This window comes from uncultured Brachyspira sp., from assembly GCF_944390595.1.
Taxonomy (GTDB): Bacteria; Spirochaetota; Brachyspiria; order Brachyspirales; family Brachyspiraceae; genus Brachyspira.
On record NZ_CALXRN010000222.1, the window covers coordinates 1 to 22,569 of the forward strand.

Below are 22,569 nucleotides of genomic sequence, written 5' to 3' on the forward strand. Positions count from 1 at the left end.
TACTACTTCTAAATGCCCATTAGATGAAGCCAAAATAAAAGCTGTTCTATTATAATCATCTTTAGCATTTACATCGGATCCTTTATCTAGCAAATATTTTACTACTTCTAAATGCCCATTATATGAAGCATCCATCAAAGCTGTTCTATTATAATCATCTTTAGCATTTACATCGGATCCTTTATCTAGCAAATATTTTACTACTTCCAAATTCCCATTTCTTGAAGCATCCATCAAAGCTGTTCTATTATATTTATTTTTAGCATTTACACCGGCTCCTTTTTCTAGCAAATATTTCACTACTTCTAAATGCCCATTATATGAAGCATCCATCAAAGCCATATTTAAATAAACAGATCCTGAATCTATTAAAAGTTTTACTACTTCTAAATGCCCATTAGATGAAGAATAAATCAAAGCTGCCCAATTATGACGATATTTAGCATTTACATCAGAGCCTTTTTCTATTAAGGCTTTTAATGTTTCTAAATCATTATTTTTAGAGGCTTCTAATAATTCAATCATTTTATATACTTCATAAAAATATAGGCGGCTGAAAATGAATCCTTAAAATTAATCTCCAACCGCCCATTAGACTTTATATATTCAACTTTTACTTTTTATCTATTATTTATTATCATCAACAACTTCATAATCAGCATCAACTACGCCGTCATCTTTTATGCCTGATGATTCTCCGCCTGATGATGATTGACTGCCTGCATCAGGTTGTGCCTGCTGCTGTGCACCTGCTTGTTTATAAAGTGCCTCTGAAGCTTTGCTCCATGCTGCCTGTAAATCGTCTGTAGCTCTTTTAATACTGTCTGTATTATTAGATTCTACTGCTGATTTTAATGCATTCATTTTTGACTCAATCTCTGATTTATCAGAAGGCTGTAATTTATCGCCGTTTTCTTTCAACAATTTTTCTGTTTGATAAATCATATGGTCAGCATTGTTTTTAGCTTCAACTTCTTCTTTTTTCTTTTTATCTTCTTCAGCATGTTTTTCAGCATCCTGAACCATTTTATTTATTTCATCCTCGCTTAATCCGCTTGAAGATTCTATTCTTATTTTCTGCTCTTTACCTGTACCTAAATCTTTAGCTGTAACATGTACTATACCGTTAGCATCTATGTCAAATGATACTTCAATTTGAGGTACTCCTCTTGGTGCAGGAGGTATTCCTACTAAATCAAATCTTCCAAGCTCTCTGTTGTCATTAGCCATTTTTCTCTCACCCTGTAATACTCTAATAGTTACAGATGATTGATTGTCTGCTGCTGTAGAGAATACTTGTTTTTTATTTGTAGGTATAGTAGTGTTTCTGTTGATTAAAACAGTCATTACTGAACCTTCTGTTTCAATACCAAGTGAAAGCGGAGTAACGTCAAGAAGAAGTACATCTTTAACATCACCTTTAATGATACCGCCTTGTACTGCAGCTCCCATTGCTACTGCTTCATCTGGGTTTACACTCTTATTTGGTTCTTTTCCGAAGATATTTTTAACTATTTCCTGCACCATAGGAACTCTTGTTGAACCGCCTACAAGTATAACTTCATCTATATCGCTAGTAGAAAGTCCTGCATCTTTCAATGCTTTTTCACATGGTATGCGTGTTTTCTCTACTAAGTCTCTAATTAAATCCTCAAATTTTGCTCTTGTTAAAGATACATTCAAGTGTTTAGGACCTGAAGCATCTGCTGTCAAGTATGGCAAATTAATATCAGTTTGTAATGAGCTTGAAAGTTCTTTTTTAGCTTTCTCGCCTGCTTCTTTTAATCTCTGTAAAGCCATTTTATCATTATTCAAGTCAACGCCTGTATCTTTCTTAAACTCATCTATTAACCAATCAATAATAGCTTGGTCGAAGTCATCACCGCCCAAGTGAGTATCACCGTTTGTACTTTTTACTTCAAATACTCCGTCAGCTAATTCAAGTATAGATATATCGAAAGTACCGCCGCCCAAGTCATAAACCGCTATTTTCTCATCTTTCTTTTTCTCCATACCATAAGCTAAAGCTGCAGCAGTAGGCTCATTTATAATTCTCAATACATTAAGTCCGGCAATACGTCCGGCATCTTTAGTAGACTGTCTTTGGCTGTCATTAAAGTATGCAGGTACTGTAATTATAGCATCAGTTACAGTTTCACCTAAATATTCTTCTGCTGTTTGCTTCATCTTTTGAAGTATTCTTGCACTTATTTCCTGAGGAGTGAAGTTTCCTTCTAAAGTTTTTATTTTTACTTTTCCGCCGTCTTCTATAACAGTATAAGGCATTCTTGAACGCTCTTCTGTTACTTCACCATAAGTATTACCCATAAATCTTTTAATAGAGAAGATTGTATTTTCTGGGTTAGTTACCATTTGGTTTTTAGCAGGCTGACCTACTAATATTTCGCCTTTATTTGTAAATGCTACTATAGAAGGTGTTGTTCTGTTTCCTTCTGCATTTGTTATTACTACAGGTTTGCCGCCTTCCATTACTGATACGCATGAATTTGTTGTTCCTAAATCTATTCCAATTATTTTACTCATTATAAATTTCTCCTTTAAATTATTTAATTCTTTTTAATATTAAAAATTAATATTATTATAAAAATTATTTATTATATATATTGTTATTAGTCTTTTGTCAGAACACTAACAACATATTCAGTATGACCATTACCCAAATGTGAAGTAGTAAGGTCAACATTTATTACTTCTTTGTCTTTAATATGATTGTTTATTGCATCGCTTAAATCCTGCAAAACACCATTTATATGCTGTATATTTGCTTTTTTATCACCTTTTGGTTCATAATAAGCTCTAAAAAGTTGAATATGTGCCATAAAATCTCCTAGTTTTAATTTATTTATTCTTTAGCAGCAGCCGGCTTTCCAACTACCACTTTAGCTGTTCTCAAAAGTTCATCATTCAATTTATATCCTTTAGCATAAACTTCTACAACTTGTTCTTTATCAATAGTTGGAACTTCTATCATAGTTAATGCTTCATGTACATTAGGATCAAACTCTTCTCCCAATGATTCTATTTCAGAAACCCCATTGTCATGCATAAAATCTATAAACTGTTTATGTATTAATTCTATTCCCTTATAATATTCACTTCCTTGAATATTGGAATCCTTTTCTCCAGCTTTCAATGCCCTTTCAAAATTATCCATAAAATTCAAAAGCGACAATAATAAATCTTTATTAGCTCTTTTAATACCATCTGCTTTTTCCTTAGCAGTTCTCTTTCTAACATTTTCTACCTCTGCCATAGCACGCATATATTTATCTTTCATATCAGCAGATTCATTTTCTAATTCTTCTATTCTTTTCTTCAAAACAGCTACTTCATCTTCTTCTGCATTATTATTTTCTTCTACACAGCCTTCCTCAGAATTATTGTTTTCTATTCCTTCTGTTTCAGAATCTTTTTCAATATCATCATTAGTTTCTTTTATTTCTTCTTCCATTTAATCTCCTTGTAAGGATATTTATTTTATCGCACACTTATATATATGCAAAAAATGTGCCAATAATAACCAAATAGAATATATATTTCAAAAATATTAAAATTATTACATGCTAAAATCTACAACAAACACTATTAATTACATTACAAACACATTTTGTTTAATATGTAGTATAATTATATTTTCAGCATACATATTCACAATATTTTTACTTAACATTCATATATAAAGTATTATATTAAATTAATTGAAAGTCAATATGTAAGAGTAATTATAACTTTTATATGCAGAACATTATATAACTAAATCATCAGGGATATTAAATAGAATTAATTTGTATAGTTTTTATACACATAGTATTATAGATTTTGTATTATTTTAACACAATTAATTAAGACTTATATATAAATATCATTATATTCAACATATTTAATAAAAAATGCTTTAAAAAAAGCATCACCCTGAGAAAACACTGCAGGGTGATAAGGAGGTTTATGAAAAATTGTATTAATTTAACAATACTATTAAATTATATAAAAAATCACATAAAAGTCAATAATTTTTTTATTTTTATTTGTATGAAATTATGAAATAGATGATATAATTTCATTAATTTCTGAATATATATGAGATCCGCTTTTTAATTCATCTTTTACTTTATCTCTGGCATGTATTATAGATGCATGATCTCTATTAAATTCAAGCCCTATTTCCGTAACAGACTTTTTTGAATATTCGCATGCTAAATATATAGCTACATGTCTAGCCTTTGCTATAAATTTAGTTCTGTCTTTACTTTCAAATGAAGACATTTCTATTCCATAATAATCTGAAACTAATTTCTTTATTTCTTTTACAGTAGCATTTTTTAATTTAGGCTTATTAGTGAAATAATCTTTAAATATACCCATTTTGTCGCATTGCTCAACATCCGGGGTTATTTTCATTATATCTCTTACAGATAAATATGCCCTTATAGCACCCTCAATCTTTCTAACATCTGTGGTTATATTTTCTGCCATATATTTCATAACTTCATCATCCATAGAAGTATGCAAATCTATTAATTTCCTTTCTATAATGGCAAGTCTTGTTTCATATTGAGGAGGTTCTATTGAAAGAATAAGACTCTTTTCAAATCTATTTTTTAATCTGGCTTCTATATTCCTTAATTCTTTAGGAGGCTTATCACTTACAAACACCATCTGCTTTCCTGCACTATCCAATGCTTGGAAAATTTCAAATAATTCTTTCGATGTTTCCTGAGCACTTTCAAGCAGCTGCAAATCATCCAATAAAAGCATATCCAAAGATTTATATTTTCTTTTAAAAACTTCCGGTTTCTTATTTTGAAGACTATACACATATTCATCTCTAAAACCGCTGCCGTCTATATAAAAAACTCTTGAGCTTGGATTAGAATCTATATAACTATTTCCTATTGCCTGAAGTAAATGCGTCTTTCCTATTCCAACACTTCCGTATATATAAAGAGGGTTATATTCTTTTCCGGGATTTGATGATACATATTTAGCTGCTTCAAATACATATCTGTTATTATTGCCTTGAATGAAATTATCAAATTTAAAATATTCATTTAAATTTGATTTTATTCTATTATCTGTACTGGTTTCAGAAAAAACTTCTTTTTTATCAATTTTCTCTGAATATTCATTTTCATTATTTAAAATATTTATACTGTCAATTTTATCAATATAGTCTTTTACAAGTTCTGCATCTACTTTTACATCTATATCAACATCAATTCCAGCTTTATTTGATATGAATTCTTTTATTCTAGGCAAAAAATCTTTTTTTATATGTGTAGAAGCAAAATCTCCGGAACATATTATAGAAGCTTTATTCTCATCATCAACTATAAATACACTTCCCTTTAACAAAGCAACAGCTGTAAACTCATTATCTTCATTTATAATGTCTAAAAATTCATCCCAATATTGTTTTATATTTTCCATCTAATCATCTTTAATATATATTTCAACTACTTTATAATCGGTATTTATATTATAAAAAATAATTATGCTATTATTATATTATATAAATATATTTTAGAATTTATCTGAACTACTGATAATATGCAATATTCAGATAATTAAAATATATATGTAGTTATATAGATTATATATGTTTACAATTTTTTATTTATATGGTTTAATTATGTCAACAAAACAAATTAATTGGAAATATTATTATGGGAAAAACTTCATTAAAAGATATAATTACAATAGCAAAAGAATTAAATTCTAAATGTTCTAAAAATATAGAAGAACTAGATTTAAATAAAGAATTAGAAATATCCACAGACAGCAGAGATGATTTTGACAGCGGTAAATTATTTTTGGCAATAAAGGGAGATAAATTTGACGGAAATAAATTTGCATTAGAAACTTATAATAAAGGATGCAGATATTTTATTTTAAGCGATGAAAGCATAAAACTTCCTGATGATGCAGCATCTTTTTATACAAATGATACTATACTTTTCTTCATAAAATTAGCTAGAGAATACAGAAGAAGATTCAATATACCTGTGATATCAATAACAGGAAGCTGCGGAAAAACTACTACAAAAGAATTAACTCATCTCTTTTTATCTACAAAATATAAAGCATTAAAAACAGAAGGCAATTTAAATAATGAAATAGGAGTCCCTAAAACAATATTTAATTTAGACGGCGGTTATGAAATAGCAGTTATTGAAGCTGGTATGAATCATAAAAATGAATTATTAAGAATATCTGAAGCAATAGAAGCTAATACAGTTATAATAAATAATGTAGAGCCTGTACATATTGCACATTTAGGTTCTATAGAAAATATAGCCTATGCTAAGTCAGAACTTTTTAATCATACTAGAGAAAATGCTAATGCTGTAATTAATAAAAATACTAATTGTGTTGATATATTAAAAAAAGAAGCAGAAAGAAACAACATAAAAAATATAATAGAAGCTGATATAAAAGAAATAATAAAAAAAGATAATAATACATTTGAATATAAAAGCATAACTTTTAAACATAATCTAATTGGAGATTTCAATTTGCATAATGTTTTATCAGCATTAAAAGCAGCTGAACTTTATAATGTTGATTTACAAAAATGTGCGGATATATTGATAACTTATGAATCTCAAAAAAACAGAATGCAGATAATTAATATAAAAGGATGCAATGTAATAAATGACTGCTATAATTCTAATCCTGCTGCATTAAAAAATATGCTTAAATTTTTATCTCAAAGAAGCGAATCAAAAAAGATTGCTGTAATAGGAGATATGCTTGAAACAGAAACTGAAAACTCTTCTTATCATAAAAATATAGGAAATGTTATAAATGAATTAAAAAATATAAATGCCGTTATAGCAGTAGGAAAGCATTCAAAAGATATTTATAATACCATTAATTGTGAGAAATATCATTTTGACAATGCTCAAAATGCCTTAGAAAAAGTAAAAGAGTTTTTGAAAGATGATACAGCGATGTTAATAAAGGCTTCATTAGGTATGGGTTTTGCGGTTATAATAGATACTATAAAGGCTTAAACATGAATAACTTAATACAAAATAATTATATAATAGCCTTCATATTATTAGATGATAAATATGTTAATGACTTTTCATCACAGTTAAACAAAGATTGGAATATAGATATAACGGTAGTTTCCCATAATAATAAAAACACATTTACAATAGATAATATAGATTTTGAATATGAACTTGCCCCTTTCAATGTGCCTGATAAGGAAGCAGAAATATTAATAAATTATAATGATATTACAGAAGAAACTAAGCAAAAAATATTGACTCATAAATCTTTTTTATCTATTAAAGTTAATGCCTCAAATACAAATTTCAAAGATATGGCTTTAACTTTTAGTAAAGTTTGCTACTCCATAATAAATCAAAATAATGTATCTGCTGTTTTAATAGGAGAAATAAATCTGCTTATTTCTAAAGATACATATTTATTTGAAATGAATGAATATATAAAAAATGATAAATATTTTCCTACTTGTTTATGGGTAAGAGTTGATATTTTTTCTGACGGCAACGGCAATCATGCTTATACTGAAGGGCTTAAAAATTTTGGTAAATATGAGATTATGGCTTATAAAACTGTAAGAGATGCTGACAGCATAATCAGAGTACTTATGATATTATCAAGGAGCATTATAGAAAATAATTTGAATCTTGAAGACGGCAACACTATGCAAACAGATGATGATTATATAGGAATGTTTAAATTCTTTGATAATAAATTCATTATGCTTGAAAAGAATTTAAAAGATTTAAAGAAAAATTAATAATACATATTCCCAACTTTTTATCAAATAGTTGGGAAATTAGTGTAAACATCTAATAATCTGAATGATGATACATAATACAATTAACTCAAAATGGAATAAGCATTAAAAATAGTATAAATAACAAATTTATTTTTAATCCTTTACAAACCAAAATAACCCTTCACACCAATATATGTTTTCTGTGTGAACAGAATTAATATCATCAATAATTTCTTTATTTTCACTTATCCATTTAAAATCTTTTAAATGGCAACCTTTAAAATATTCAATTATCATACTAGGAATATATACTCTATGACCATTATATTGTATTATAGCTTTAGATGCTATTGGTAAAGATATAAATATATTTCCTCCGCTTTTAGTAACTCTAACTAATTCATTTATAGCTTTAATATCACCTTTTGGATCAAAAGGATCTCCGTATCTTTCCAAACCTATATGTTCTATTACTGAAAAAGAGGATATAGATTCCACAGAATTAGAAGCAATATCAAGATTTGTAATATTACCATCTATGCATTTTAATCCCTTAATTTCAAAAGGAGGAACAACAGGTCTTATATCATAAAAATCAATATCTACAAAAGCAGATATAGGTAATATTACATTAACAAAATGAGATGCTATATCAACATGTTTTTTAGGTTTAATTTCAGATAATATTCTTGAAATCCATGTTATATACAAAGTCTTATATAAATTAATCTCTGTAGTAACAGTATTATCATATAAATTTAAAATTCTATATTCCCATTTCATTTCAAATCTATTATCTCTTAATTCTTCATTTTTATCCATAAAAGTATTATATAGTTCCAAAAATCTTTTTTCAGACCTCTCATCAAATATTTCAAGATCGTAATATTTAATTAACATCCATCTAAATTTATCTCTAATACTTCTAAATGGTATCCACCATACTATTTTATTAATTTTTTTTAAATCCATTGAAAACTCCTAAATTTAATAAAAAATAAATATATTAGACCTAAAAAAGGGACTAGGTAAATGTAAAAATTAGTTATATAATATAGATCTAAATTATGACTTGACTTGACTTGACTTGACTTGACTTGACTTGACTTGACTTCAAGTATATTTAAAATATCAAAATAATTAAAATTCATTTCTATATACTATATCATAATATATTTTATGTCAAATTTTAATTATATCATCAAATTATTAAGTATTATCTTATTTTATTGCTTTATTTTTCATTAAAATTAAAGATAAATCATTGATACCATTTTCATTTTCAGTAAACAGAGAATAGTATATGCCATTAACATTCCAATAAGCAATATATTCTTTTTTATTATTAGTTTGTATATTTATTTCTATACCTGTTTCTTCATCAATATTTTTTCTATATTCTTTAATATTACTGTAAAAAGATAATAATTCATCTAAATTCTTTGAAGCTCTGTAATAATAATTAATATTATTATAATCAAAATTTGCCTCTGCTATAGTTTTATTAACAATAGCATATTTAACATTTAAAGAGTTTTCAGGGGCAGGCACACAATAACCCAACACAGAAAAAGATTTAGTTGAATCAACCGGAACAACTTCAATTTTTTTATCATTATTAGAACATGATACAATAATAAATAAAATTACAAATACTAATTTTATAATATGCATAATTATCCTTGAATTGAAAATTAATTAAAATATATTAACAATATTTAATCAAAAAATCAATTATCTGCTTCTTAATTTAGGATGAAGTATTTTATCAAGGGCAAAACCCAAAAATGCAAATGACATACCCAATATTGCAATCAAAATTCCAGGAGGTATTATCCACCACCAAAGACCTGATAGTACAGCAGAACCTTTCATAGCATCATGCAGAATCTGTCCCCAAGTAACTATGGAAGCATCTCCAAGTCCAAGTAAAGATAATGAAGATTCATAAACTATAGCAGAAGGTACAGCCAAAGCCATAGAAGCAAATGAAAAAGGCAAAAGTAATGGTGCTAAATGATTAAATATTATTCTAAAATGCCCCGCCCCAATAGTACGTGCTGCCTCAATATATGTTTCTTCTTTAAGCTGCATAGCCATTGAACGAACTGTCATAACTGAACCAGTCCAAGAGAAAAATATCATCATGCTTATCATAGTCCATATACTAGGCTTGAATATTGCACTCATAACTATCATTACAGGGAGAACAGGAATTCCTATAAATATTTGATAAATAAACTGCATAACATTATCGACAAATCCTCCGAAATATGCAGATACTATTCCGTACATTACACCAATTATAACAGAAATGAAACTTGTAGCTATACCTATAAACAATGCCCATTTAAGTCCTGATACCAAACCAGAAAATATATCACGCTTCATATTATCAGTACCCATTATTCCGGACATAGAACCAACTAATACCATATAAGGTTCTTCAAAAACAGAATTATCTTCAGAAAATACTGCTGTAACTTCAAATTTATAAATACCTTTCAATGCTTTAAAATTTTTAGCCATATCATCTTTTTTAGTATTAAAAAGTATCTTCATAGGATTAGTTGTAAGAGTATCAATTTGTCTTGCTAGTATTCTAGGCACAGAATCCCTATAAAACCTAAATATTCTATTTTTTGAATCATTGAAAGCTGATATTCTTAAATCGCCGTTTATATTATGTAAACTGTCAGAAAGTGTAATTACAGCTCCGTCCGGTCTTGTTACATTCCAAATTAAACCTGCTGAACTATTAACGTCAGCATGAAAAATTAAATCTACAGGTGATTTGTCAAATTTATAATCATATTCAAATACTGCTTTATAAGTTAATTTATCATCTGCATAATTAGTTTCAATACTTATAGGCTTAATATCAGTTGTAATTGCTGACTTTTCCTTTTGAAAAAAATTAAGCCATTCAGGAGGTGCAGAAGCCGGATTATCCTGCCAATAAGTTATATCTCTCCATCTTTTTGGCGCTTCTTTATATGTTAGAATCAAAGGTTCAAATAATGAAATAAGTATTGCCAAAACTAATATGCATAATCCTACAACACCTGTTTTGTCTTTTTTAAACTCATTAAAAAATTCTATTAACGGAGCAAGTTTTTTATTAATATTATGCATTACAGCTTGCCTCCAACTTTTATTCTAGGATCTAAGAATCCATAAGATATATCAAGAACAACAAGTCCGAATTGATAAAGTGCTGTAGTTATTGCTAAGTTTCCCATAAGAACAGGTATATCATTTTGCTGAACTGATATCCAATAAAGATTACCTAAACCTGGCCAAGAGAATATACCTTCAAATATTATAGAACCAGCAATAGAACCAAGAAGCCCCAATAATGTTATTGTTACTATTGGAGGAGCAGAACTTCTTAATGTATGTCCTAATAATACAGATTTTTCCGATATACCTCTGGCACGTGCTACCATAATATAATCTTCCTGCAATGTAGATAATACTATATTTCTGACAACAAATGAAAGTCCCCAAAAACCTATTAATGTTAATGTAATTAAAGGCAAAGACATATGCCATAACATATCCAAATAATACATTATTCCTGTAGGCGTTGGTATTGAATGAACACCTCCGGAAGGAAACAAATTAAATTTATAAACCAATACCATTATTAGTATCATTGAAAGCCACCAAGTAGGCATACCGTAAACTATCATTGTAATTATACTTGTAGTTCTATCAAATAATCCGCCTGCTTTTCTTGCCTTTATAAGACCTATTATCAAACCTATTATCATTTGTATAACTGATGCTGTTGTAAAAAGTATTATAGAACGGGGAAGCGCCTCTCCTATTATTTTTATAACATCTCTATTTCCATTTGAATCCATCATAATTGCAGACTTACCAAATTGAAATGTTATTGTATTTATAGCTCTTATAAATATTCTCTCACCTATGCTTCTATTAAGCCAATATATATCATAATAATATGCTCTTCTTTCTTTTATAAAATTTTCAACATCTTCAGTACGCATATTGCTTAAGCCTCTGACTTCAGCATTAATGGTTTCTTCTATCTGTGATTTTAGAGTTTTTTCACTAACAGTATTAAATATAGCAGATGACATAAACATAAGTATCACAAACATGATTATGCCTTTCAATATGCGTTTAATCACAAAATAAGTAAACATAATACAATCCTTTCGTACCATTATACTAAAAAGAATTAAAATTGTAAAGACTTATTATGTTAATTTAATTATGTTAATTATTAAAAATTATTAACTGAATTGAATAAAAAGTATATGATATTAATTTTTTATAACTTCTCTGAATTTAGAGACATCAAACATTCTAGTTGTTTTACTCTTTTCAAGCGAAGCACGTATTATAAGCATATCAGAATCAATTAAATTATCATAAACATAATTGGAATCTAAGACAATAGAACTTAGCCTATCTTCACTCGCTTTGCATTCCAAATTATCAGGCAAATCATTATCAAATCTGAAAAATGTTTTATGAGTGCTGAATACAAAATCTTTACTGTTCCAATCTATTATTACTTCTTTATTTTTATTTTCTTTATTAACTTTAATAGTTAAATATGTATCCTCACTCCAAGATGATAATTTATAAGCCAATAATCTGTAAGTGATAATATTACTGCTGTCTATAATTTCCCATTCATTACCTTTTATCTGATAAACGCTAGGATCCATTATATCCTTATCATCCATATAAAACCTCCAAAACAACTATTGATACTAATTATTATTTAGTTATATTTACTTTATACTATATTTTTAATTTAAAGTAAACCTTTTTAAAAATATTTTTCTAATTTTATTTTTTTCTTTATAACCATAATATACAGATGATATAACGCCGTCATTTTCAATACACCAAGGATAACCGCAGTCTGTACTTTTCATTGAATCGTCTATTATAATTTCTTCATTATTAACCTTATAATTAATTTTTTCTATATCAAATAATTCATCTACAGTATCAAATACAATAGCTCTTATGCCATAAGGTTTTAATCTGTATCCATAAGTTAAAATAACTTTACCATCTTCTAAAATTAAAGGATTTAAAGGATATCCTTTTATATCTGTAAATACTGGTTTGGAAAAAGTTTTTCCTTTATCTTTTGAATAGCTTATAGAAGTTAATCCGTATTCATTATTAACATGAGTACGTATGAATGATATTATATTATTTTTATAAGCTAGTAATGAAGGCTCTACATATTCTATCCTAGCTTTTTTTCCATTAATTTTTTTAAACTCAGTTTCACACAAAAAACTTTTTAATTTCCAATCTATTAAATCCTTGCTTGAAATAACATAGCATTGATATTTACAGTCTTTTTTATTAATATTTTTTTTATAGGCATATATTGATGCAAATATTTCATTTCCAATTTTGCACATACTTCCTCTAACGGCAAAATTTTTCATAATAACATTATCGCTATTTTTTATTTTTATAACATAAGGTTTTGAAAAAGTCTCTCCATTATCATAGCTTATACATACTCCTATTCCGTCAAGCAATGCTATAGTATTATTATATTCTATAAATGTATAATCATTAAATAATTCTTTTTCATTCATTGGATGAAATGTATATCTAAAATAATATGCTATTATAGTTTTTTCATCTGCTCTAAAAAGCTGAGCATCCTGTTTTGCTGCAGAATCATATTCAGCAAATTCAAAAACCTTTTCTACCCTATTTTTATTTATAACAGCAAGCATTGATTTGCTTAAAGAATGCAAATGAGAATAATTTTTTTTTATTCTAGGAGCTGTTCTAAAACTTGCCAAAAATCTTTTACTATCTAATTTAATAATACTTGGAAATGCGGGATATGAATTAATATCTTCAAATATAACATTTTCATCTAATATATTTATTTTCATACAAAAACCTTATAATCAATATAAAATAATTTTCGGTATAAAAAAGTCCGCATATACAAAAATATACACGGACATTATTTATATAACAATTTAAATATTAAAATCTTAATGTTATTCCAATTCTAGGCAAAAATAAAGCTCTTACATTAGCAAATGCCTCATACTGTTTAAATTGAGAAAATTGAGATAATTCAAATATAGGAGATGACCAAGGAGCAACATAATAACCTATATCAAATAAAGAAATATCTAAGCCAACCTGTACCGGCCAATCAGCACCTGTTTTTGGAAATAATTGTATTCTCCATCCGAGTTCAAGAGATAAATAAAGTCCTCCATGAGAATATATATCAGATATTGCTGCCTCTCTTAAAGCACTTCCGCTTATAGAAACTGCTGTACCTCCGATTCTAGGAGATAAGAAAAATCCGAAAGGTGCTGTTTTTCCAAAGAAAAATTTAACATTCAAAGACCATGGAACTGTACTAAAACTTATATCATATCTATCCATTTTTATTTGTCCAACAGAAAATCCTATATCAAGACCTGCTGTCATAAAATCAAGAGGAGCAAAATCATAACTGAAGCCCAAACCAAAAGCATAATGTTTAAGTTTAGTATCAATATAATTATTTGCCTGACCCTGTGTCATATTATTAATAGTGCTTTGAATAGTAGATTCAACAATCCCAACGCCTATATTAAATAAACCCGCATACAATGTGGGACCAAAGTTAATACCAAATAAATTTCTTCCATGCATATAGTCTAAAAATTTATTTCCGGTAGGCTCTCCTATGTTTTGAGAAAATAATGATGCTGATGCAAAACTAAAAATTAATATTAAAGATAAAATGATTCTTTTTATTTTCATAAAGTATTCCTAAGTTTTATATATAAGATTATTATAAAATATATATTAACAAATAAGCAAGTAAATATTATTTAAATATATCATTTGTAGCATCATACCAAAATACAAAATCTAAATATTCCATTGGTATCTTTTCATCCTTTGAATACTTTACCAAATTTTCCTCGCATTTAAGATAATTATTCTTGGTTAAACTTGTTTTGGGAGTCATTCCTTCAGGAAGAATACTTAATTTATCCATTACTCTCATTATATGTCTGTCTAATATTCCAATCTTTTGACCGAAACCTATATTTCTAAGAAAATGACTAGCCTCTTTAAGTCCGTATCCTTTAACCTCTTTAGCAAGTTCATTTCTTAATTCAACCATAGTATCATTTTTTACAGCTTCATTTATTCTATCTTTCAAAATAAACTTTTCTTTAGGAAAATATAATTGTCTTGCCAATACTATATTTTCAGCCTTCATATTATGAAATCTAACATGCTTAATTAAAATAGAGGCAACTTTCTCAGCACTTCCTTTAAAAAGCAAATTATGATTGTATAAATCAACTATAGCAGCAGCACCGCTTCTAGCCTTAGTTTGAGGAGTACATATACAAAATGCAAGCTCTGCAAAAAGTCTTTTATCATTATCTCTTTTATAAACCCTCTCAAAATATTCAAGCCTTCTTTTCATTCTCTCATGCAATACTTTATCTTTATATATACCCATTAAATGTTTAGCATATTCTTTATCCATAGTTTTAACCTTTATAAAATATTGAGAATTATATCGATAATACTACTATATAAATTAAATTTCAATCTATAATTACAAATATTGATTAATTAATATATTTAATTTATAATACAAAAATACAGCTTTTATTTTAAAGAGAATTTAATTATGCCTAAATTATTAATATCAAGCGATCTTCATCTAAGCATACATGAAAAAGAATATTCGCTTTCTGTATTAGATGAGATAATAAAGCATGCTGAGAATTATGATGCTTTGCTTCTTCTTGGAGACACTTTCAATACTTTTGAAGACTTGCAGGAACTTAAAGATATTTTCTCTCAAAAATTAGAAAATTATAAAAAAAATGTACTGCTTCTTAAAGGAAACCATGAGAATCTAAAATCAAAAGGTATTACATTAGATAAATTAAAATTCCCAAATAATGTAATAGTAATAGAAAACATATCATTTTTTAACGTTGATAATTTAGATATTATAGCATTGCCTTTTAATGAGAAATATATAATAGATAATGAATTAAACAATAAAATAGAAAATTTAAATGCTGACATCAGAATAGTTATAGGACATGGTATAGTAGAAGGTACATTATGGGCTATAGAAGAAAATGAAGAGCTTGCCATTATACCAATAGATATTATAAAAAAAATAGAACCTAACATAGCAGTAATTGGGCACATACATAAACAAATGGAAGTTAATATTGAAAATACAGAAATAATATATACTGGTTCTGCAAGAATTTGGAGAAGAAGCAAATCAGAAATGGGTGTGAGAAGATGTTTAGCACTTGATATACAAGGCTCTTCAATAAATAAAACTTTTATTGATATTAAATCTGCAGGAGAATACAGAGTTTACGAATATAATATTCACGGCATAGATTCTAAATTGGATGAAGCAGCAAAAAAATGGAATGCTAATGATATCATAGACATTAACATATACGGAATAGCTGAAGATGAAAATGAAGTAGAAGAAAAGAAAAGCATTATAAAAAATAAATATTCTAAATATGCACGTGATATAAATATAAAAATTAATGAATTATTTTTATTAGAAAATGCATATAATGAAAGCATAATAAAAGAGTTTATAGATATAGCTGCTGAATACGAATTCGAAACTAATAATGAAGAAGATTTAGAAATAGTTGAGCTTGCCAAACGTTTAGGAATAGAAAAAATATCTGCTGCATTATCAAATAAAAAAAGATAATAAATTAAATATGGGATTAATTTTATGATTTTAAATTTAAATAAATTCGGAAAGTTTAAAAATAGATCATTTGAAATATCAGACGGTATTACACTATTTTACGGAGAAAATGAATCAGGTAAAACTACAATATTTGATTCTCTCATGCTTCTTCTATCAGAAAATAAAAAAACTTCATCATTTGCCAAACAAATAAAATCAAGATATGGAGATGATATAGATATTTATCTTGAACCGGAAATAGAACCTTCAAAAAAAATGCATCCGCAATCATACAGCAATCTATATGCAATAAGACAAAGTGAAATAATATTTGAAATGTCTGACAGTAAGAAAGATTCTAAAGATTGGGAAAGCGAGATAAAGAAAAAATTATTCTCTTCAGATATTGATATAGGTAAAATAATATCCGAAATAAAAGCAGAATACTCAGGAAAATCTCAAACTTCAATACCTTCTTTATTAAAAAATCTTAAATACAGAAAAGAAGAAATTAAAGATGAATTGAATGAATTGTATGATAAAGCAAATACAGAAGTTAATAAAAAAGATAATTTAAAAGAATTAAATGAAGAATTAAGCAAAAATGATATTTTAATAAAAGAAAAAATAGCAGAATATGGAAAACTCAATGAAACTATAAATTCTCAAAAGAGTTCTGAATTAAAGAATATAAAACTTGAACTAATAAAATTAATAAATGACTTCAATAAAAAAGATAAATTCTTAAGCGAAAATATATATTTAAAAGAAGATCATTCTCCTAAAATAAATGAGATAAGTAAAAAAATAGATGATTCTCAAAATAATATATCATATTTGAATGGGAAAATAGAAACAATAAAGAAATCTGTAGAAGAAAAAAACAATACTGATTATGAAAGCAGAAAAATAAGAATAGACAGAGCAATAAAAAAAATAGATGACTTAATGAAAAAAAATCATAAAATACCAAAAGCCGTTTTTTTATCTATTATTGTTGTAATAGCTTCATTTCTTAGTTTATATTTTAAAAATCCATATTGGTTTTTAATAATATTGCCTTCAATACCTTTCATGTTTATAAAAGAAGGAAATAATGATAAAACTATAAATGATATTTTAGATACACTTCCGGAACTAAGTATAAGAAGCAGTGATTTAGAACTTTCATCACTCAAAGATATACTGACAAAAGAATTGGCAAAAATAGAATTAATACTTTCTAAAAATGATGATGAAGAATTGAATAATTATATAAAAGAACTTGAATCTAATATGCAGAATTTAGATATTTATAATAAAGAATTATCAAATTTTTTTAAAAAGTTAAATGTAAGAGATAAAGAAAATTATTATGAAATCAAAAGCGATTATGATTCAATTTATAAAAACACAGAAGAAATATTTTCTAAATTAATGATGGAAGCAAAAAAACTTGGATTTAAAGATATAGCAACATTGGAAGCTGATTGTTTCAGAGTTTTAAAAGAGCTTGATGAAAAAGGTATAAATCCGGATAATTTTAATGAAATGGAATTAAGGAATCTTGAAAACAGATTAAAAGAACTTGAAAAAGAAATAAAATATATAGAAAACAATATGAACAAAATACTTTCCAATATATCATATATAAAAGGAGAACTTAATAGTGCAGATTATGTTCATAATAATATAGTAGAACTTGAAAGCGAATTAAAAAAGAATGATGAAGAAATTATAGAGTTAAACAAGAAAAGAAATGCTTTAGAATTATTAGAAAATATGCTTTCTAAAATTAACAAAAAAAATGATGATATATTTGAATCTCTTTCTAATGAAGCTAAAGTATTATACAATCATATAACAGGGAAAGATTTATCCGATAACGGCATAATGATGTCAGGATTTGATAAAAATAAAATAATGGTTAAAGATAAGCAGAATGAAAGCAGAAATGTTGAACTTCTTTCATCAGCTACAAAAGATGCCGTTTATATAGCTATGCGTCTTTCTATACTTACAAAAATACATGAAGCTGGAAGATTAATATTATTAGATGATCCTTTTATAACATTTGACAATAAGAGAACTAAAGAGGCATTATCATTCATAAAAGAATATTCAAAAAAATATCAAATTCCTGTGGCAATATTTACAAAAGATATTTTCATAAGAGATATAATAAAAGGATATGAAGAAGCTGTAATACATGAATTATCTTGAATTATTATTTCTTGTATTTTTATCAATTTATTTATAAAATATAAACAAAAAATATAGTGATAATATTATGAAAAGAATAGGTATATATATAGATTTAGAGAATGTAAGCCATTTAAGCTATGATGTAAATTTTGAATCAATGCTTAATAATATGTTTTTATTTTATAAGAATAATTTAAAAGATAAGGATATTTGCTACTCTGTTAAAAAAGCTTATGGGGATGCAAAGTCAATAAAAAAATATTCCAAAAAGCTAAGGGACTTGCATATTGATGTAATTTATTCTGTACCTGTAAATAAGGCTAAAAATATGGCTGATATGATTTCTTCAATAGATGCATTTGAAGATTTTGTTATATATAAAAAAATAGATATAGCTATATTTGTTACAAGAGATGTTGATTACAGTGTAGTTGTTGAAAGATTAATCAGATACGGTGCTATAACTGCAATGGTTACAATATTTGATAATGCTAAAAGAGATATATTTAAAAATTCATGCAATCATATATTTAAAATAGAAGATTACAAAACAAATGAAAAAGAAGAAAAAGAAATAAAAACAGAAAATAAAATAGAAAAAAATGACTTCCTATTATGTTTTTATAATAAAATAACTGAAATTTATAACGGCATAAGCAGCACTGAAACTATAAAGATATCTATTTCGGATATATGCAATAAATTAAATGAAGATTTCAATCTCAAAAAAGGTAAAAGTGCTATAGAACAAACACAATTTAAAAAAATGAAAAATGTTCTTAAATATTTAAATAATAATGGTATAGAAACTAAAACAGACGGAGATGATTTTTATATAAATGATATTGATGTATTCAAAAATATAATGTGCAATATTTTAAATTTGAGCAGCTATGACATAAGCAAAAAAGATTTACTATTATCATTTAAAGATATATTAAGTAATTGTGAAGAAAATAAAAACATACCATTGGCTAACACTATGAATGAAATAAATAAGAAATTCAATATAGGCAATGGTTCCAGTGTAATAAAACATACCAAATTTAAAAGACCTAGTAAATTTATAGATTATATAATAAAAAAAGATATTCCTATTGAATTAACCAATAAAGGAAACAGCTTCATCATAAAAGATAAAAATAAAACACTTGAAATGCTTGAAAATATAGCATATGAATAAAATAAAATAATCTAAATTTATTTATAAGGAAACAGCATGTCAAATATAACTGTTATAGGAATGGGATTAATGGGCGGTTCTTTAATCAAAGCATTAAAAGCGAGCGGTAAAAATTATAATGTATGGGCTATAGATACAAATAAAGAAAATATAGATTGTGCATTAAAAGATAATTATATTCTAAAAGGAGAATATGACTATAATAATATAATAGAAGATGCTTTAAAATGGTCCGATATTATTATGATATGCACATTGCCGTCTATAGCATTGGATATTATAAATAAATATAAAAGTTTAATTGATAATAATAAAATACTTTCTGATTTCTGCGGAGTAAAAACTGATATTTTTAATAATACAAAAGATAAAAAATATGTAGGACTTCATACAATGGCTGGAAAAGAAAAAGGAGGATATTCAAACTCTTCTGAAAACTTATTTAAAAATTCAAATGCCATTATAACACATAATGAAAATGCAAATGAAAATGATATAAAAATAATAGAAAATTTAGCAAAAGATATAGGCTGTTCTAAAGTAATAGTTTCAACAGCCAAAAAACATGATGAAATGATAGCTTTTACTAGTCAGCTTATGCATATAGTTGCATGCTCAATTGTAAATCATAAAAGTTTTTTAGAATCTTTAGGTTATGAAGGAAATAGTTTAGGAGATCATACAAGAGTTGGTACAATAGATGCTAATATGTGGAGTGAATTATTTATGTTTAATAGTGAGTATTTGTCTGATTCTCTTGGTCAATATATAGAATGTTTAAACGACTTTAAAGATGCTTTGGACAGTAAGGACAGAGAAGTATTAAAAAAATTAATGCTTAATTCAAACAATGTAAAAAATGAATGGTTAAACAAAAAAAATGTTAAATAATTCTAATTATATATTGACATATATTAAAAATATGTTAGAATATACTAACAAAGGTTAAGAAACCTATATAAATTGTCAATTCTTTGTATCTCTGGGTACAATATATTTTATAACCTTCATTTAATTAAACTGTGTATCCCCCCATTTTTAGGGGGGATAAAAATAAATGCTTTCTAAAATGAAAAAACCGTTTACAAATCAACTTGTAAAATAAAGTAATTTGACATTATGAATAATATTGCTATAATAAAATTACTATTTATAATAAATAAAAGTTTATTTTTTAATACTTTATCAGGGTTAACTTAAAATTATGAAAATATTAAAACTATTGAAAAGAATAGATAAAGCAAAAGAATTAGATATATCTGTATATAAAAGAGAATACATAGAAACTAAAAAGGATAAGCTTCGTTTTGAAAAGATGCTTCAAAAGGCTGTTTCAATGGGGCTTGTAATGAAAAAATCTAATATACTAAAACTTACAAATGAAGGAAAAACATATTTAAATAGAGAATTAAATCAAATAAAAGAAAAAGATATATCAAAAGAAAAAAAAGGAAAATCAAGAGATAAAAAAACAGATTCAGGCGGTAAAAAAACAAGCATACCAAAACCAGAAATAAAAATAGATATTAATAACGCTAAAAAAGATGCTGAGATAATAGCAAAAGCATACAATGTTCCTACAGAATTTCCAAAAAAATGTTTGGAAGAAGCTAAACTATTACCGGACAGCATGGAGAATGTAGAATTAGAATTTGACAGAATAGATTTAAGAAATATAAGAACTGTAACAATAGACGGAGCCGATTCAAAAGATTTTGACGATGCTATAAGTATAGAAAAATTAAATGATGGTTATAAATTAGGAATACATATTGCTGATGTGAGTCATTTTGTAGTTATGGGAAGTGCTTTAGACAGAGAGGCAAGAAAGAGAGGAAACAGCGTTTATTTAATAGATACAGTTTATCCAATGTTTCCTCATGAGCTTTCAAATGGGATATGTTCTTTAAATGAAGGCGTAAGCAGATTCACAATGACAGTATTTGTAACAATAGACAATAAAGGTGATGTAAAAGAAAGTACTTTTCACAAAAGCGTTATAAAATCAAGCAGAAGATTAACTTATGATTATGCCCAAGATGTTTTGGACGGTATAGAAGAAGATGAAGATTGGCTTGTAGAATTATTAAAGAATGCTGATGATGTAAAAAAAATACTTCTTCAAAAAAGAATAGATAATGGAAGTATAGAGTTCAATCTAAATGAAACTCAAATAATATTGGATAAAGGCGGAAATCCTAAAGACTTTTTTATCGGTGAAAGAAAAGAAACTCATAAAATAATAGAAGAATTAATGCTTCTTGCAAACTGTGAAGTAGCTAAGAAATTAAAAAATATAAAAGGCTCTATATACAGAGTGCATGATAGCCCAGACCAAGAAAAGCTTGATACATTTACAAGAATAGCATTTAACAGAGGCTACAGAGTTACAAGAGATGCAGACGGCAATTTGGATTTTCATTCATTTATAGAATCTATAATGGGAAAGCCGGATGAAAAATTACTTCTTACCCTACTCTTACGTTCTATGAAGCAGGCTATATACGATGTTAATAATATAGGGCATTTCGGATTAGGTTTTGAATATTATACTCATTTTACTTCGCCTATAAGAAGATATACAGACTTACTAACCCATAGACTTTTAAAACAGTCATTAGAGGGAGTAAATAATTTAAAACCTACTATGCAGCAGTTTTATACAAATTCAGCTCAATGGTGTTCAAA

Annotated in this window: 20 protein-coding genes; 7 read left to right on the forward strand and 13 right to left on the reverse strand. The window is 26.7% G+C overall.

Annotation, left to right across the window (positions count from 1 at the left end; translation table 11 throughout):
• The 5 genes from Q0J90_RS13405 to dnaA all read right to left on the reverse strand — a co-directional run.
• Positions 1–525: ankyrin repeat domain-containing protein (locus Q0J90_RS13405; protein ID WP_297278387.1), on the reverse strand; the 525-nt coding region annotated here is incomplete at its 3' end.
• A 102-nt stretch (positions 526–627) separates the two neighbouring features.
• The gene (dnaK, locus tag Q0J90_RS13410; RefSeq protein ID WP_297278388.1) at positions 628–2,544 is read right to left on the reverse strand and encodes a molecular chaperone DnaK; all 1,917 of its coding nucleotides are present in this window, start codon (positions 2,542–2,544) and stop codon (positions 628–630) included.
• Positions 2,545–2,630: 86 nt separating this feature from the next.
• Entirely contained in the window at positions 2,631–2,840 is a 210-nt protein-coding gene (locus Q0J90_RS13415; RefSeq protein ID WP_028328533.1) for a hypothetical protein, read from the reverse strand.
• Positions 2,841–2,863: 23 nt separating this feature from the next.
• The gene (locus tag Q0J90_RS13420; protein WP_297278389.1) at positions 2,864–3,472 is read right to left on the reverse strand and encodes a nucleotide exchange factor GrpE; all 609 of its coding nucleotides are present in this window, start codon (positions 3,470–3,472) and stop codon (positions 2,864–2,866) included.
• Positions 3,473–4,056: 584 nt separating this feature from the next.
• On the reverse strand, positions 4,057–5,448 hold the full coding sequence (gene dnaA / locus Q0J90_RS13425) for a chromosomal replication initiator protein DnaA (RefSeq protein ID WP_297278390.1): 1,392 nt from the start codon (positions 5,446–5,448) through the stop codon (positions 4,057–4,059).
• A 236-nt stretch (positions 5,449–5,684) separates the two neighbouring features.
• Between dnaA and murF the strand changes: the two genes are divergently transcribed.
• Both murF and Q0J90_RS13435 read left to right on the forward strand, forming a co-directional pair.
• A complete protein-coding gene (murF, locus tag Q0J90_RS13430; protein ID WP_297278391.1) occupies positions 5,685–7,034 on the forward strand; it encodes a UDP-N-acetylmuramoyl-tripeptide--D-alanyl-D-alanine ligase in 1,350 nt (449 codons plus the stop codon).
• Between the two features lie 2 nt (positions 7,035–7,036).
• On the forward strand, positions 7,037–7,795 hold the full coding sequence (locus Q0J90_RS13435; RefSeq protein WP_297278392.1) for a DUF4261 domain-containing protein: 759 nt from the start codon (positions 7,037–7,039) through the stop codon (positions 7,793–7,795).
• Between the two features lie 135 nt (positions 7,796–7,930).
• Here the strand turns inward: Q0J90_RS13435 and Q0J90_RS13440 are convergent, their stop codons facing one another.
• The 8 genes from Q0J90_RS13440 to Q0J90_RS13475 form a co-directional block, all read right to left on the reverse strand.
• The gene (locus Q0J90_RS13440; protein ID WP_297278393.1) at positions 7,931–8,749 is read right to left on the reverse strand and encodes a DUF268 domain-containing protein; all 819 of its coding nucleotides are present in this window, start codon (positions 8,747–8,749) and stop codon (positions 7,931–7,933) included.
• 249 nt (positions 8,750–8,998) lie between these two features.
• Complete coding sequence (locus Q0J90_RS13445; protein WP_297278394.1) at positions 8,999–9,451, reverse strand: hypothetical protein; 453 nt, start codon at positions 9,449–9,451, stop codon at positions 8,999–9,001.
• A 60-nt stretch (positions 9,452–9,511) separates the two neighbouring features.
• A complete protein-coding gene (locus Q0J90_RS13450; protein WP_297278395.1) occupies positions 9,512–10,912 on the reverse strand; it encodes an ABC transporter permease in 1,401 nt (466 codons plus the stop codon).
• The gene (locus Q0J90_RS13455; RefSeq protein WP_297278396.1) at positions 10,912–11,952 is read right to left on the reverse strand and encodes an ABC transporter permease; all 1,041 of its coding nucleotides are present in this window, start codon (positions 11,950–11,952) and stop codon (positions 10,912–10,914) included. The genes Q0J90_RS13450 and Q0J90_RS13455 overlap by 1 nt, the downstream gene beginning before the upstream one ends.
• 120 nt (positions 11,953–12,072) lie before the next feature.
• Positions 12,073–12,501 carry a hypothetical protein gene (locus tag Q0J90_RS13460; RefSeq protein WP_297278397.1) on the reverse strand — a complete coding sequence of 143 codons (429 nt, stop codon included), beginning with the start codon at positions 12,499–12,501 and terminating at the stop codon, positions 12,073–12,075.
• A gap of 66 nt (positions 12,502–12,567) precedes the next feature.
• Entirely contained in the window at positions 12,568–13,692 is a 1,125-nt protein-coding gene (locus Q0J90_RS13465; protein ID WP_297278398.1) for a sialidase family protein, read from the reverse strand.
• A gap of 97 nt (positions 13,693–13,789) precedes the next feature.
• On the reverse strand, positions 13,790–14,560 hold the full coding sequence (locus Q0J90_RS13470) for a hypothetical protein (RefSeq protein WP_335824161.1): 771 nt from the start codon (positions 14,558–14,560) through the stop codon (positions 13,790–13,792).
• A 73-nt stretch (positions 14,561–14,633) separates the two neighbouring features.
• Positions 14,634–15,311, reverse strand: coding sequence for a transcriptional regulator (locus Q0J90_RS13475; protein WP_028328543.1), 678 nt, complete (start codon positions 15,309–15,311; stop codon positions 14,634–14,636).
• 147 nt (positions 15,312–15,458) lie between these two features.
• Here Q0J90_RS13475 and Q0J90_RS13480 point away from each other — a divergent pair, with 147 nt between their 5' ends.
• From Q0J90_RS13480 to Q0J90_RS13500, 5 genes are all read left to right on the forward strand, one after another.
• Positions 15,459–16,532, forward strand: a complete 1,074-nt coding sequence (locus tag Q0J90_RS13480; RefSeq protein WP_297278400.1) for a metallophosphoesterase — start codon at positions 15,459–15,461, stop codon at positions 16,530–16,532.
• Positions 16,533–16,556: 24 nt separating this feature from the next.
• The gene (locus Q0J90_RS13485) at positions 16,557–18,716 is read left to right on the forward strand and encodes an AAA family ATPase (protein WP_297278401.1); all 2,160 of its coding nucleotides are present in this window, start codon (positions 16,557–16,559) and stop codon (positions 18,714–18,716) included.
• Between the two features lie 67 nt (positions 18,717–18,783).
• Positions 18,784–19,881: an NYN domain-containing protein gene (locus Q0J90_RS13490; protein WP_297278402.1), complete on the forward strand. Its 1,098-nt coding sequence runs from the start codon at positions 18,784–18,786 to the stop codon at positions 19,879–19,881.
• 36 nt (positions 19,882–19,917) lie between these two features.
• On the forward strand, positions 19,918–20,772 hold the full coding sequence (locus Q0J90_RS13495; protein ID WP_297278403.1) for a prephenate dehydrogenase: 855 nt from the start codon (positions 19,918–19,920) through the stop codon (positions 20,770–20,772).
• Positions 20,773–21,085: 313 nt separating this feature from the next.
• On the forward strand, positions 21,086–22,569 hold a 1,484-nt coding region (locus Q0J90_RS13500), incomplete at its 3' end, for a ribonuclease R family protein (protein WP_297278404.1).